This window comes from Streptomyces sp. NPDC093065 (genome assembly GCF_044754585.1).
Taxonomy (GTDB): domain Bacteria; phylum Actinomycetota; class Actinomycetes; order Streptomycetales; family Streptomycetaceae; genus Streptomyces.
The window spans coordinates 1-12,732 of sequence record NZ_JBIVPJ010000026.1; the positions used below are offsets into that span (position 1 = coordinate 1).

A 12,732-nucleotide genomic window follows, 5' to 3' on the forward strand; every position below is an offset into this window, starting at 1 on the left:
TTCGACCACCGCCTGGTCGACGGCGAGCTCGGCTCCAAGGTCCTCGCCGACGTGGCGGCGGTCCTGGAACAGCCCAAGCGGTTGATCAGCTGGGCATGAGAGCTGTGGACCGAGTAGGTTCATGACGGAGGGGCGCCGCAAGTTGGAGTTGCGACGCCCCTCTTGTTGTCTGGTCGGGCTCAGACCTGGTGCAGCACGTACACCGGAGCCCCGTCCTCGGCCCCGCCCCGCGAGCGGATGCAGGCGTGGGTGCGCAGCAGTCGCAGGCATTCGTTGACCCGCCGTACGGAGAGCCCCGTGCGGGCGGCGATCGACTCCAACGGCTCCCGCAGCTCGCCCTTCTCGACGAGCACCGGTGCGATGACCAGGGCGACCGTCCACACGTCCTCCGTCACGGACAACCGCTGCCGCCAGCCGGCCAGTACGGCCTCCGTGGTCGGTACCGGAGCCAGGTGGAGGTGGCCGCGGGGCACACCCTGGTGGAGGACGAGGGTGTCGAACCGGTCCGCGATGCGCTCCAAGGCGTGCACCATGGCCTGTTGCACGGCGAGGGTGGCCTGTTGGGTGGCGAGGGTGGCCTGCTGCGTGGACAGCATCTCCTTCTGCAACGCGATCGACGTGCGTTGGCCTGCCGCCAGCTCCTCGTCCAGCTTCAGGTTGTGCGCCTCCAGTCGGACGATGGCGTCGGCGACCTGGTCCGGCATGGCGTAGGCGATGGGGGCACCGGGTTCGACCGGCTGCACTTCCGCCTCGTCCAGAGAGTACGAACCCTCGCGCTGCACGCTCTCGATGACTTCGGCGACCCACTGCTTGAAGGGGGCGCAGGCCGGTTTGGTGCAGGCGTTGACGAGGAGGATGAGGCCCTGGAGATCGATGAGTTGCAAGTCTCGTCGCCAGTTCCTACCTGCGGGAACGCTGAGACTGTGACTTCCAGTCACAGTCTCGAGATTGTCTCGATGTTCCTCCGGGACGTGATCGAGAAGCGCCTTTCGGGTCGTGGTGTATCCCAACTCCTTGCACACGTCCACCGCCGGGAACCAGTGGCTTCCGTCCGGCATGGTCAGCCGCCGCACCCGGGCGCCGGTGGCCGCGTACACGAAGTCGCCGGCGTCGATCGCCTCGTGTCGCGCGCCGGGGTTCTGTCGCTTGCTGGGTTCGTTCATGTGAACCACCTCCGTCGCGGAACGTAGGGCGGAGGCATGGGCATATGCCAGCCAGCCCGCGGATGTTCACGACTGCGAGCGAAGGTGATTCAAAGTCCTGCGGCGTCCGACGAGTTTGTGTATGACGGCCCCGAGGCCGCCGTGCTCAGCCCCGGGTCCGGTCCGTGCGCAGTGCGTTGAGGAGCGCCGCGCCGCGTTCGGCGTCGTCGATGCTGATCGCGAAGTCGCTTCGGCGGCCCCGGGGGCGCACGACGAGGCACTCGCCGGCGCGGAGCATCACCGTGGTGCCGAGGCCGCTGAGGCGGTAGCCCCAGCCGCCGACCTGCGCGGGCCGGCGGACCTCCATCCGCGCCGTGTCGATGTCGTCGGGTGCCCAGCGGCGTCCGGGCCAGCCGAAGGGGCCGAAGGACACCTCCAGGCCGCGCTCCGAGACGCGGGCCTGGACCGAGGAGAACACGGCGCAGGCGAGGGACGCGACGGCGCAGCCGGCGAACAGTGGCCACAGGCCGCGCGGGGCGGCCAGGCCGCCGACCAGGGCGACGAGCGCGCCCACGGCCACCAGGCCGGTCGCGGCCGCGAGCAGTTGGAGCCAGAGGTTGGCGGTCCGGGAGAACCAGACCAGCCGCCTGCCCTTCGGGATGTCCAGCGCGGGGGCGCCGTCGTCCGGCGTCGTGTGGTCGGCCGAGGCGCCGCGCCGGGTCATGAGCAGCCATCCGCCCGCTCCGGCGAGTACGGCCGCGACGAGGATCGCGACGACCCAGACGGTGGGCTGGCGGGCCTCGTGCCAGTCCGAGCGGTCCAGGTTGGAGCGGATGACCGCGGCCTGCGCGCCGGTGAGGACGATGCCCATGGGGAGCAGGACCGCGGTGGTCCACGGCCGGGCCGCCGGGCCGGCCCGCATCAGCGGGACGGTGACCGCGGCCGCCGTCACCAGCCAGATCAGCGCGGGCACGAGGGACACCGCCCACAGGGGCATCGAGCCGTCGGGGGCTTCGCCGTTCAGGCCCCAGTGGGTCGCCAGCCGGTCGGGGAGCCGATCCCGGGCCCAGAGCGGCATCCCGGCGAGCACGGCCGTGACCCCGATCGTCCAGACCGCCGCCGTCGTACGTCCCGCCGCTGTCGCGTTCCTCATGGCATCCCCCTGATCATGTCGATGAGATCGGTCCTGCTGTAGCCCAGCCGAGCCGCCTCGGCGAGCAGTTCCCGGGCGCGGATCTGCAACTCGGAGTGCGGTCGGGCGCCCTCGGCCACCGTGACTCCCCGGCCCCTGCGGAACTCCAGCAGGCCCTCGTCCCGCAGGCCGCGCAGGGCGCGCAGCACGGTGTTGACGTTGACGTCCAGGGCCTCGGAGAGGTCGCGGGCCGAGGGCAGGCGGTCCCCGGGAGCGCACTCCCCCTCGGCGATGGCGCGCCGGACGGCGCCGGCCACCTGTTCGTGCAGGGGGCGGGTGTCGGTCTTGTCCAGACTCAGCAGCATGGTGCTAATGAGACTATCACCATGTGCTTCATCGGTACAGGGGAAGGGGGATGGGGGGCGAGAAGGGCCCGTCGCGTCGGCGACGGGCCCTTCTCGGTGGTGGAGCGGTGGTGGAGCGGTGGTGGAATGCTTGGCGGGTGCGGGCGCCGTGCGAGTGGTGGGACGTCAGGGCTACTTCGTGAAGGCGTAGTCCATGAGCCGCGTGGCGTCCTTGGCGCGCTGTGTCGACGACGAGGACGCCAGCACCGTGCCGATGACGGTCCTGCCCTTCCGGGTCGCGGCGAAGACCAGGCAGTACTTGGCCTCCGGACCGGACCCGGTCTTCACGCCGATCGCGCCGCTGTAACTGCCCAGCAGCGTGTTCGTGTTGGTCCAGGGCGCCATCGTGCGGGTGCCGCCCTTCTTGGTCGTCGTCTTCGCCGTGTACTTCTTGGTCTTGACGACGGTGCGGAAGGTGGAGTTCTTCATCGCACTGCTCGCGAGTTTCGTGAGGTCGCGCGGCGTGGAGTAGTTCTTGCCGTTGCCGATGCCGTCGAACGAGTCGAAGTGCGTGTTCTTCATGCCGAGACTCTTGGCGGTCGCGTTCATCTTGCCGATGAACGACTTCACGCGCGCCGCCCGTGTCTTGCCCGAGCCGAACTTGTCGGCCAGCGCGTACGCGGCGTCGCAGCCGGACGGCAGCATCAGCCCGTACAGCAGCTGGCGGACCGTCACCTTGTCGCCGACGATCAGGCGGGCGGAGGAGGCGTTCTTGGACACGATGTAGTCGCTGTATGCCATCTGGATCGTGACCTTGGTGTCCAGGTTCAGCTTCGGCTGCGCGAGTACGACCTTCGCGGTCATGATCTTGGTCGTGGAGCCGGTGGACCGCTTGGTGTCGGCGGCCTTGGTGTAGAGCGACTTGCCGGTCGCGTCGTTCATCACGAAGCCACCCTTGGCGGCGATCGAGGGTGGGGCGGGCGCCCGCAGGGCGGCAGCGGGGGCGCGCCCGTGCGCGGCGGCCTGTGCGGGTGCCGTGGCGAGGGCTCCGGTGGCGAGGACGGCGCCGCCGGTCAGGGCGGCGGCGAGGGCCCTGTGCAGACGGCTGGCCGAAATAGTGTTCATTGAGTTGATTACCCCGATTGTGGTGAAGTCACCTGGAACGCGGCCGAGTTGTGGTCGGTGGAGCTGTGGCCGCGTCATTGCGACACCCGAAGGGGGTCAATGGTTGTGCGGTGGAGGGCGGGGAGGCGCCGGGTTCCCCCTGGCGGGTGAGCGGGGTGAGCGGGGTGAGCGGGGTGAGCGGGGTGAGCGGGATGGGCGGGATGGGCGGGCGTCCGGATTGTGGGACGGATTCCTCTTGTGTCCCTGTTGTATCTATCCTGTCGGCATGACCACGGCTGTGAAGCAACCCCCCGCGGCGGACCGCGTCTACACCCACGTCAAGCAGGGCGTCCTGGAGCGCCGTTACGAGGGCGGGACGCTGCTCACCGAGGGGGAGCTGGCCGAGGCCGTCGGGGTCTCCCGCACCCCGGTGCGCGAGGCGCTGCTGCGGCTGGAGGTCGAGGGGCTGATCCGGCTCTATCCCAAGAAGGGCGCCCTGGTCCTGTCCGTCTCCGCGCAGGAGATCGCGGACGTGGTGGAGACCCGGCTGCTGGTCGAGGAGCACGCGGCCAGGAAGGCCGTACCCGCTCCGCCCGGGCTGGTCGAGCGGCTGGAGGAACTGCTCGCCCGGCAGAAGGAGCAGGCCGCCGCCGGCGACTTCGCCGCCGCCTCCGTCACCGACCGCTGCTTCCACGCCGAGATCGTCCGCAGCGGCGGCAACGAGATCCTCTCCCGCCTCTACGACCAGCTCCGCGACCGCCAGCTGCGGATGGGCGTCGCCGTCATGCACTCCCACCCCGACCGGATCGCCCACACCCTCGCCGAGCACGAGGAGATCCTCGACGCGCTGCGCTCCGGGGACGCGGACGCGGCCGTCGGCGTGGTGCGCCGGCACGTGGGGTGGTTCTCGCACCTGGCCCGGGGGGAGGTCCGATGAGCACGGCCGAACCCGGCGGTGGCGCCCTGCCCGGCGATCCTCCCCCAGTGCCTGAACGGCCTGGGGGGACCCCCAGCGGCCGGCGTGCGATCGCCGTGTGGGGCATCGGCGTGTCCGTCTACTTCGTCGCCGTCATCTTCCGTACGTCCCTGGGGGTCGCCGGTCTCGACGCCGCCGACCGCTTCCACGTCAACGCCTCCGCGCTGTCCACCTTCTCCATCCTCCAGCTGCTGGTCTACGCCGGTATGCAGATACCCGTCGGCCTGCTGGTCGACCGGCTCGGCACGAAGAGGGTGCTGGGGATCGGCGTCGTCCTCTTCACGGCCGGACAGCTGGGCTTCGCCTTCTCCCCGTCGTACGGCATGGCGCTGGCCTCGCGCGCGCTGCTGGGCTGCGGGGACGCGATGACGTTCATCAGCGTGCTGCGGCTGGGCACCCGGTGGTTCCCGGCCCGCCGGGGGCCGATGGTCGCCCAGCTGGCCGGTCTGGCCGGCATGGCGGGGAACCTCGTCTCCACCCTGGTCCTGGCCCGGCTGCTGCACGGCATCGGCTGGACGGCGGCGTTCGCGGGCAGCGCGCTGGCGGGTGTCGTCGTCTTCGTTCTGCTGCTGCTCTTCCTCAAGGACCACCCCGAAGGCCACGAGCCGGAACCGCTGCCGCACCAGGGGGCCGCGTACGTACGGCGGCAGATCGCGACGTCCTGGCGCGAGCCGGGGACGCGGCTGGGGCTGTGGGTGCACTTCACCACCCAGTTCCCGGCGATGGTGTTCCTGCTGCTGTGGGGGATGCCGTTCCTGGTCGAGGCGCAGGGGCTGTCCCGGGCCACGGCCGGCACACTGCTGACCCTCGTCGTGCTGTCCAACATGGCGGTCGGCCTGGTCTACGGCCAGGTCATCGCCCGGCACCACGCGGCGCGGCTGCCGCTGGCGCTCGGTACGGTGGGCGGTACGGCCGCCCTGTGGGCCACGACGCTGGCCTACCCGGCCGAGCACGCGCCGATGTGGCTGCTCGTGGTGCTGTGCACGGTGCTGGGGGCGTGCGGGCCGGCGTCGATGATCGGCTTCGACTTCGCGCGGCCGGCGAATCCGCCGGAACGGCAGGGGACGGCGTCCGGGATCACGAACATGGGGGGTTTCGTGGCGTCGATGACGACCTTGTTCGCGGTGGGGGTGCTGCTGGACGCGACGGGGGACGACTACGGGGTGGCGTTCTCGTCGGTGTTCGTGTTGCAGGCGCTGGGCGTGACGCAGATTCTGCGGTTGCGGAAGCGGGCCGCGCTGCGGGAGCGGGAGCGGTTGGTGGCCAGTCGGGTGGAGACGGTGCACGTGCCCGTGTAGGCACCCGGCGTGCGGGCGGGGCGGGTGCGCAGCCCGGCGTTGCGGGGTGCCTCCCCCACTCTCGGCTTCGCTCGAGCGGGACGTGCCCCCACCGCCCACCCGTGCCGCTATGGGGGCACCCCCTCTGGGGGAGGCACGACTGCCCGCAGCTGGGGTTACTGCGTCACCGTGAAGTTGCGCAGGATCGCCGCCGTCAGGTCCGGGTCGCCCTCCGTCTTGATGCGGTCCGTCGCCGACTCCGGGGTGACACGGCCGCAGGCCAGGCGGAAGTACGTCTCCCAGTCGAGGGTGAGGGTGGCGGCGGGGCCCAGGGCCGGGGACGATTCGAGGGTGCCGCGGCCCTGGATGTCGACGCGGATGGTGCGCAGGAACTCGACGGGGCCGTGGACGTCGAAGACGACGGCCGAGCTGCGCGGCGCGTCCGCCCGGTCGGCGACGACGGCGGGCAGCTCGCCGAGCAGCACGTCACGCGCGACGTGCGCGCCGGGGGAGTCGAGGTTGCCGGGACGGCCGAGTGCGGTGCGCAGGTCCTGTTCGTGGGCCCACACGTCGAAGGCGTGCCGGCGCATCGCCTCCTGCAGGGTCAGCTCGGTGCCGAGCGGGCCCCGCACCTTGGTGCCGGGCTCCCGCGACTCGTTCCGCAGCTGGCGGTTGCGCCGGATGATCATGTACTCCAGCTCGGACGTCATCTCCGGTGCCGTGTGGTGGCGGCGGACGTCGACCTGCATCTCCATGTAGCGCTGGTGGTCGTTGGTGACGTGGTAGAGGTCGCGCGGGAGGGTGTGGATGGGGCGCGGGTCGCCGAGCATCTCGGAGTCCAGGCCCAGGACGTGCGAGACGATGTCGCGCACCGACCAGCCCGGGCAGGGCGTCCGGCGGTTCCACTCTGCCTCCACAAGCGGCTGGACCAGCTCGGATATCGCCTCGATGGAGTGAGTCCAGGCGTCGGCGTAGGGCTGGAGGGTGGGATGCAGACTCACGGAACGGGACCCCTCGGCGGTCGGTACACGGGCGGTTGGCGGCAGCGGTGCCAGTGGCGGCGGCGGCAGTCGGCGGGCGTCTTGGGAGGCTAAGTTACGCTGCTGTGCGGCACCCCGGCAGTGCTTTCGTGTGACGATCGTAGGCCCGTGTGGACGGCTCGAATGCCAGGACGGTGGTAGTGTGCGCGCCTCTTTGATCCAAATCGCCGTGAACGAGGACGAAACGGTCGAAGCGCGTCGCGTGCGGGCGACGGCTCTGGTACGGGAGCAGGCGGGCGCCGATCTCGTCGTGCTGCCGGAGCTGTGGACCACGGGCGCGTTCGCCTTCGACGCGTTCGACGCGGCGGCCGAGCCCTTGCGGGGCCCGACGTACGAGGCGATGGCGAAGGCGGCGAGCGACGCGGGCGTGTGGCTGCACGCGGGATCGGTCCCCGAACGCGCCCCGGACGGACTGCTGTACAACACCTCTCTCGTCTTCTCCCCCTCGGGCGACCTGGCCGCCTCGTACCGCAAGATCCACCGCTTCGGCTTCGACAAGGGCGAGGCCGTGCTGATGGGCGCGGGGCGCGAGCCGGTGACGGTCCGGCTGGCGGACACCACCACCCTCGGCGTGGCCACCTGCTACGACCTCCGCTTCCCCGAACTCTTCCGCTCCCTCGTCGACGAAGGCGCCGAGATCCTCGTCGTGCCGGCGGGCTGGCCGGAGCGCCGACGGTCCCACTGGACGCTCCTGGCCCAGGCGCGGGCGGTGGAGAACCAGGCGTTCGTCCTCGCCTGCGGAACGGCCGGGACACACGCCGGAGTTCCGCAGGCGGGTCACTCGATCGTGGTGGATCCCTGGGGCGAGGTGCTCGCGCAGGCCGGCGCGGACGAGGAGGTCCTCACGGTGGAGTTGGACCCGGCGAAGGTGGCGCGGACCCGGGAACAGTTCCCGGCGCTCAAGGACCGGGTGCTGGGTCTGGAACCGCCGCGACGGTAGCGGAGGTTCGGGCGGGCGGCAGGGCGCGGCGGCACCGAGCTGCGCGGACGTCCCGCCGCGCCTCCTACACTCCCGCGCATGACATCGCCAGGTACCCCCGTCGTCCGCCGCGTCCGGATCCCGTCGGACGGCGCCCACTTCGCCTCGGCCTTCGCGCTCCCGGTCGCCGGGCTGCCCCGCCGGACGGCCGAGGAGTGGGCCCGCTCGACCTTCGAGGACACCCCGGCGCTGCTGCGCGAACTGCTCCGGGCCGGCTGGACGCTCGTGCTGGGCCTGCGCCTGGGACCGCGGTCCTCGGCGCGGCACGTGATGGGCTGGCGCACCGTGGAATCCGGGCGCGGCCGGATCGCCGTGGAGGCCCGCGCTCCGTCGCTGACCGCGCGCAACGTCGTGACCGTCGACGGGACGCGGCTGGTGTGGGCGACGTACGTCGACTTCGAGCGCGGGTCCGGCCGGGCGCTGTGGTCCCTGGCCGCACCGGTGCACCACCTGGTCGTGCCCCTGCTCCTCGGCCGTGCCGCCCGCCGCGCGGTGTGAGGCGCCGCGGGCCGCCGGTCCTCAGTCGTCCTCCCGCTCCTTCTCCGCCAGGTGGATCACGCACACCGTGAGGGCGATCAGCAGCGCCGGGTCCGCGTCGTCGCGTACGACGTCCACGCCGTAGGTGTCCCGTAGGGTCAGCCACCGCCGGGAGACGACGGCCAGGAGTTCGCCGTCGTACTCGATGGCGAACTCCCGGTCGAGGATCTTGCCGCTGACGTCCAGCTCGGTGCCGTCGGCCAGGGTGACGCGGTAGTGGTTGCGCAGCAGGGAGAGGCGTTTCCGCTTGAGGCGTGCCAGGGGCTCGCCGTCCCGCTCGATCACCATGGTGTCGCGCAGGGCGAACATCTTCTGGTGGATGTCGATGAGGACGCGCCCCTGGGCGTCCTTCAGCTCCCAGGTGTCCCGCAGCCGCAGCGCCTTGCCGTCGACGAGGAAGACCTTGTTGCCGTTGTCGTCCTCGATCCAGTAGTCGTCACCGATACCGAGGAGCCGGTCGTACACGAGGAATCTCATGCTCTCAACGCTTCCCCGCCGGGCGCCGCGGAACGCGGCCGGTAGGCCGACAGGCTGAGTGCCGGGCCGGGCCGGCTCAGGAGCCGTAGCCGTTCTGGTAGCCGTCCTCCGTGTGGTGGTGGGGCCGTTCCTCGACGACCGGTGTCGTCGGCGGCATCACGACGCGGCGCCGCCGGGCGATGCTGCTGAAGGTCGCGACGCCGATCAGACCGACGACCATGAAGATCACACCGACCAGGTCGAGGTTGACGCCCTGCATGTCCCAGTCGGTCGCGAACGTGAGGATGGCTCCCACGGCGATGAGGATGATGCACCCGCCGAGGCCCATGAGTGTTGCCTCCCTGTCAGATCCGGTCGGTTCCGGCTTTCCGGCCGATCCGGTTCCGTGCGGGTACCCCGGGCCTCAACCCTCATGCCGTGGGGCGGTGTTCCGCGGTCCGGTCTACGGCTGGAGGAACGCCACCAGCGCGTTGGTCAGCAGGTGCGGGTCGTCGGCGCCGCACAACTCCCGGGCGCTGTGCATCGAGAGGATGGCCACGCCGATGTCGACGGTGCTGATGCCGTGCCGGGCCGCGGTGATGGGGCCGATGGTCGTGCCGCACGGCATGGAGTTGTTGGAGACGAAGGTCTGGAAGGGGATGTCCGCCTTCTCGCAGGCGGCGGCGAACACCGCGCGTCCCGAACCGTCGGTGGCGTAGCGGTTGTTGACGTTGACCTTGAGGATCGGGCCGCCGTTGACGCGCGGGTGGTGCGTCGGGTCGTGGCGCTCGGCGTAGTTGGGGTGGACGGCGTGGCCCGTGTCGGAGGACAGACAGACCGTGCCGGCGAAGGCGCGTGCCCGGTCCTCGTAGGAACCGCCGCGCGTGAACACCGAGCGCTCCAGCACGCTGCCGAGCAGCGGTCCGTCGGCGCCCGTGTCCGACTGGGAGCCGGTCTCCTCGTGGTCGAAGGCGGCGAGGACGGGGATGTACGGCAGGTCGGCACCGGAGGTCGCGACCGCGGCCAGGGCGGCCGTCGCGGCGTGCACGGACAGGAGGTTGTCCATCCGCGGGCCCGCCAGCAGCTCCTTGTCGCGGCCCAGGTACGCCGGGGGCTCCACGGGGTGCGTCATCAGGTCCCAGCCGGTGACCTCGCCGCGGGGAACGCCGGCTTCCTCCTCCAGGAAGGCGATCAGGTCGCCGTCGCGCACGGTGTCGCCCAGGCCCCAGACGGGCTGGAGGTGGCGCTGCTTGTCGAGCTTGAGGCCGTCCGCGGAGACGTTGCGGTCCATGTGGATGGCGAGTTGCGGGACGCGCAGCAGCGGACGGTGGACGTCGACCAGGCGCGTCGAGCCGTCGCGCAGCGAGAGACGGCCGGCCAGGCCCAGGTCGCGGTCGAGCCAGGAGTTCATCAGCGGGCCGCCGTAGATCTCCACGGCGACCTGGCGCCAGCCGTGCGCCCCGGTGTCCGGGCGGGGCTTGACGCGCAGGTTGGGGGAGTCGGTGTGGGCGCCGATGATACGGAAGGGGGTGTGGGCGGCGGCGCCCTCCGGGACGTACCAGGCGACGATCGCACCGCCGCGCAGCACGTACTTGCCGCCGCTCGTCGCCTCCCAGGCGTCGGTCTCCGCGACCTGGCGGAAGCCGGCCTTCTCCAGCCGCTCGGCGGCGGTCGCCACGGCGTGGTACGGCGTCGGGCTCGCCGACAGGAAGGTCATCAGGTCGTCGGTGTGGCCGCGGTCGAAGCGGGAGGGTGCGCTCATGGGTTCACCTTAACGACGTACGAGGACCCGCTTCCCGTCTGGCGGGAGCGGGCCCTCGTGCGGGGTGTGCGGAATGGGCCGAGGCGCCGGTCCTGTCCTGGAAGGCGCCGCGGTCCCCGTCCCGGAAGTCCTAGAACGCCGCCTCGTCCAGCTCCATCAGGTCCAGCTCGACGCCCTGGGCGACCTTGCGGGCCAGGGTGACGCCGGGCAGGACGTTCGCGGCGAAGAACTTCGCGGCGGCGATCTTGCCGGTGTAGAAGGCCACGTCCTTGGACGACACAGCCTTGGCGGAGGCGGTCGGCAGCTTCTCGGCGGCGATGGCCGCGCCTTTGAGGAGCAGGTAGCCGACGATCACGTCGCCGGAGGCCTGGAGCAGGCGGGTGGTGTTGAGGCCCACCTTGTAGATGTTCTTGACGTCCTGCTCGGTGGCCGCGAGGTCGGTGAGCATCAGGCCGACGATGGCCTCCAGCTCGACGGCCGCCTTGGCCAGGTGCTCGCGGGCGCCGGACAGCTCCTCGCCGCCGGTGGCGAGCGCCAGGAACTTCTTGATGTCCTCGGCGAGCGAGTTCAGCGCGGCGCCCTGGTTGCGGACGATCTTCCGGAAGAAGAAGTCCTGGCCCTGGATCGCCGTGGTGCCCTCGTAGAGGGTGTCGATCTTGGCGTCGCGGATGTACTGCTCGATCGGGTACTCCTGGAGGAACCCGGAGCCGCCGAAGGTCTGCAGGGACTGCGCGAGCTGCTCGTAGGCCTTCTCCGAGCCGTAGCCCTTGACGATCGGCAGGAGCAGGTCGTTGAGGGCGTGCTCGGTCGAGGCGTCCTCGCCGTTCGCCTCCTTGACCTGGATCTCGTCCTGCACGGAGGCGGTGTACATGACGAGGGCGCGCATGCCCTCCGCGTACGCCTTCTGCGTCATCAGGGAGCGGCGCACGTCCGGGTGGTGCGTGATGGTGACCTTGGGGGCCGACTTGTCCATGAAGTCGGCCAGGTCGGGGCCCTGGACGCGCTCCTTGGCGTACTCCAGGGCGTTGAGGTAGCCCGTGGAGAGGGTCGAGATCGCCTTCGTGCCGACCATCATGCGGGCGAACTCGATGATGCGGAACATCTGGCGGATGCCGTCGTGCTTGTCGCCGATCAGCCAGCCCTTGGCGGGGTGGCGGTCGCCGAAGGTCATCTCGCAGGTGTTGGAGGCCTTCAGGCCCATCTTGTGCTCGACGTTGGTGGCGTAGACGCCGTTGCGCTCGCCCAGCTCGCCGGTCTCGAAGTCGAACTCGTACTTCGGGACGAGGAAGAGGGACAGGCCCTTGGTGCCGGGTCCCGCGCCCTCGGGGCGGGCGAGGACGTAGTGGAGGATGTTCTCCGACATGTCGTGCTCGCCGGACGTGATGAAGCGCTTCACGCCCTCGATGTGCCAGGAGCCGTCGGCCTGCTCGACGGCCTTGGTGCGGCCGGCGCCGACGTCCGAACCGGCGTCCGGCTCGGTGAGCACCATGGTGGAGCCCCACTGCTTCTCGACGGCGATCGAGGCGATGTGCTTCTGGACCTCGTTGCCCTCCTCGAAGAGGATGCCGGCGAACGCCGGGCCCGAGGAGTACATCCACACGGCCGGGTTGGCGCCGAGGATCAGCTCCGCGTACGCCCAGATCAGGGAGCGCGGGGAGGTGGTGCCGCCGATCTCCTCGGGCAGGCCGAGGCGCCAGTACTCGGAGTCCATGAAGGCCTGGTAGCTCTTCTTGAAGGACGCCGGGACCGGCGCGGTGTTGGTCTCGGGGTCGAAGACCGGCGGGTTGCGGTCGGCGTCGGCGAAGGACTCGGCCAGCTCGTTCTCGGAGAGGCGGGTCAGCTCCTCCAGCACGCTCTTGGCGGTGTCCGTGTCCATCTCAGCGAACGGGCCCGTGCCGTACACCTTGTCACGGCCGAGCACCTCGAAGAGGTTGAACTCGATGTCCCGGAGATTCGGCTTGTAGTGCCCCATGGCGACGGCTC

Annotated in this window: 14 protein-coding genes; 5 read left to right on the plus strand and 9 right to left on the minus strand. The window is 70.8% G+C overall.

Annotated elements, in window-relative coordinates; all coding sequences use genetic code 11:
• The coding region (locus ACIQFU_RS32780; protein ID WP_402556601.1) for a 2-oxo acid dehydrogenase subunit E2 at positions 1-99 on the plus strand (99 nt) is incomplete at its 5' end.
• A gap of 80 nt (positions 100-179) precedes the next feature.
• On the opposite strand, the gene ACIQFU_RS32785 is transcribed toward ACIQFU_RS32780, so the two are convergent.
• The 4 genes from ACIQFU_RS32785 to ACIQFU_RS32800 form a co-directional block, all read right to left on the minus strand.
• Complete coding sequence (locus tag ACIQFU_RS32785; protein WP_402556463.1) at positions 180-1,163, minus strand: BRO family protein; 984 nt, start codon at positions 1,161-1,163, stop codon at positions 180-182.
• A gap of 145 nt (positions 1,164-1,308) precedes the next feature.
• A complete protein-coding gene (locus tag ACIQFU_RS32790; protein WP_402556465.1) occupies positions 1,309-2,295 on the minus strand; it encodes a DUF1648 domain-containing protein in 987 nt (328 codons plus the stop codon).
• On the minus strand, positions 2,292-2,639 hold the full coding sequence (locus tag ACIQFU_RS32795) for a GntR family transcriptional regulator (protein ID WP_402556467.1): 348 nt from the start codon (positions 2,637-2,639) through the stop codon (positions 2,292-2,294). Before ACIQFU_RS32795 ends, ACIQFU_RS32790 begins: the two co-directional genes overlap by 4 nt.
• A gap of 171 nt (positions 2,640-2,810) precedes the next feature.
• A complete protein-coding gene (locus ACIQFU_RS32800; protein WP_402556468.1) occupies positions 2,811-3,743 on the minus strand; it encodes a D-alanyl-D-alanine carboxypeptidase family protein in 933 nt (310 codons plus the stop codon).
• A gap of 265 nt (positions 3,744-4,008) precedes the next feature.
• Between ACIQFU_RS32800 and ACIQFU_RS32805 the strand changes: the two genes are divergently transcribed.
• The gene (locus ACIQFU_RS32805) at positions 4,009-4,659 is read left to right on the plus strand and encodes a GntR family transcriptional regulator (RefSeq protein ID WP_402556470.1); all 651 of its coding nucleotides are present in this window, start codon (positions 4,009-4,011) and stop codon (positions 4,657-4,659) included.
• Positions 4,656-5,996, plus strand: a complete 1,341-nt coding sequence (locus ACIQFU_RS32810) for a nitrate/nitrite transporter (protein WP_402556471.1) — start codon at positions 4,656-4,658, stop codon at positions 5,994-5,996. The genes ACIQFU_RS32805 and ACIQFU_RS32810 overlap by 4 nt, the downstream gene beginning before the upstream one ends.
• 155 nt (positions 5,997-6,151) lie before the next feature.
• On the opposite strand, the gene ACIQFU_RS32815 is transcribed toward ACIQFU_RS32810, so the two are convergent.
• Positions 6,152-6,976: a maleylpyruvate isomerase family mycothiol-dependent enzyme gene (locus ACIQFU_RS32815; protein ID WP_402556473.1), complete on the minus strand. Its 825-nt coding sequence runs from the start codon at positions 6,974-6,976 to the stop codon at positions 6,152-6,154.
• A 181-nt stretch (positions 6,977-7,157) separates the two neighbouring features.
• Between ACIQFU_RS32815 and ACIQFU_RS32820 the strand changes: the two genes are divergently transcribed.
• Positions 7,158-7,955: a carbon-nitrogen family hydrolase gene (locus tag ACIQFU_RS32820; protein ID WP_402556474.1), complete on the plus strand. Its 798-nt coding sequence runs from the start codon at positions 7,158-7,160 to the stop codon at positions 7,953-7,955.
• Between the two features lie 78 nt (positions 7,956-8,033).
• Positions 8,034-8,492, plus strand: coding sequence for a DUF2867 domain-containing protein (locus tag ACIQFU_RS32825; protein WP_402556475.1), 459 nt, complete (start codon positions 8,034-8,036; stop codon positions 8,490-8,492).
• 21 nt (positions 8,493-8,513) lie between these two features.
• Here ACIQFU_RS32825 and ACIQFU_RS32830 read toward each other — a convergent pair whose 3' ends face one another.
• The 4 genes from ACIQFU_RS32830 to ACIQFU_RS32845 form a co-directional block, all read right to left on the minus strand.
• Complete coding sequence (locus ACIQFU_RS32830) at positions 8,514-9,008, minus strand: LURP-one-related/scramblase family protein (RefSeq protein WP_402556476.1); 495 nt, start codon at positions 9,006-9,008, stop codon at positions 8,514-8,516.
• Between the two features lie 76 nt (positions 9,009-9,084).
• Positions 9,085-9,336: a DUF6458 family protein gene (locus ACIQFU_RS32835; protein WP_402556477.1), complete on the minus strand. Its 252-nt coding sequence runs from the start codon at positions 9,334-9,336 to the stop codon at positions 9,085-9,087.
• 114 nt (positions 9,337-9,450) lie between these two features.
• Positions 9,451-10,749 carry a M18 family aminopeptidase gene (locus ACIQFU_RS32840; RefSeq protein ID WP_402556479.1) on the minus strand — a complete coding sequence of 433 codons (1,299 nt, stop codon included), beginning with the start codon at positions 10,747-10,749 and terminating at the stop codon, positions 9,451-9,453.
• Positions 10,750-10,879: 130 nt separating this feature from the next.
• A complete protein-coding gene (locus ACIQFU_RS32845; RefSeq protein WP_402556481.1) occupies positions 10,880-12,721 on the minus strand; it encodes an acyl-CoA dehydrogenase in 1,842 nt (613 codons plus the stop codon).
• Positions 12,722-12,732: the final 11 nt, after the last annotated feature.

Coding starts and splice junctions, on each gene's coding strand:
- ACIQFU_RS32785 (WP_402556463.1), bottom strand. CDS start 1,163: ATGAACGAACCCAGCAAGCGACAGAACCCCGGCGCGCGACACGAGGCG.
- ACIQFU_RS32790 (WP_402556465.1), bottom strand. CDS start 2,295: ATGAGGAACGCGACAGCGGCGGGACGTACGACGGCGGCGGTCTGGACG.
- ACIQFU_RS32795 (WP_402556467.1), bottom strand. CDS start 2,639: ATGCTGCTGAGTCTGGACAAGACCGACACCCGCCCCCTGCACGAACAG.
- ACIQFU_RS32800 (WP_402556468.1), bottom strand. CDS start 3,743: ATGAACACTATTTCGGCCAGCCGTCTGCACAGGGCCCTCGCCGCCGCC.
- ACIQFU_RS32805 (WP_402556470.1), top strand. CDS start 4,009: ATGACCACGGCTGTGAAGCAACCCCCCGCGGCGGACCGCGTCTACACC.
- ACIQFU_RS32810 (WP_402556471.1), top strand. CDS start 4,656: ATGAGCACGGCCGAACCCGGCGGTGGCGCCCTGCCCGGCGATCCTCCC.
- ACIQFU_RS32825 (WP_402556475.1), top strand. CDS start 8,034: ATGACATCGCCAGGTACCCCCGTCGTCCGCCGCGTCCGGATCCCGTCG.
- ACIQFU_RS32830 (WP_402556476.1), bottom strand. CDS start 9,008: ATGAGATTCCTCGTGTACGACCGGCTCCTCGGTATCGGTGACGACTAC.
- ACIQFU_RS32835 (WP_402556477.1), bottom strand. CDS start 9,336: ATGGGCCTCGGCGGGTGCATCATCCTCATCGCCGTGGGAGCCATCCTC.
- ACIQFU_RS32840 (WP_402556479.1), bottom strand. CDS start 10,749: ATGAGCGCACCCTCCCGCTTCGACCGCGGCCACACCGACGACCTGATG.
- ACIQFU_RS32845 (WP_402556481.1), bottom strand. CDS start 12,721: ATGGGGCACTACAAGCCGAATCTCCGGGACATCGAGTTCAACCTCTTC.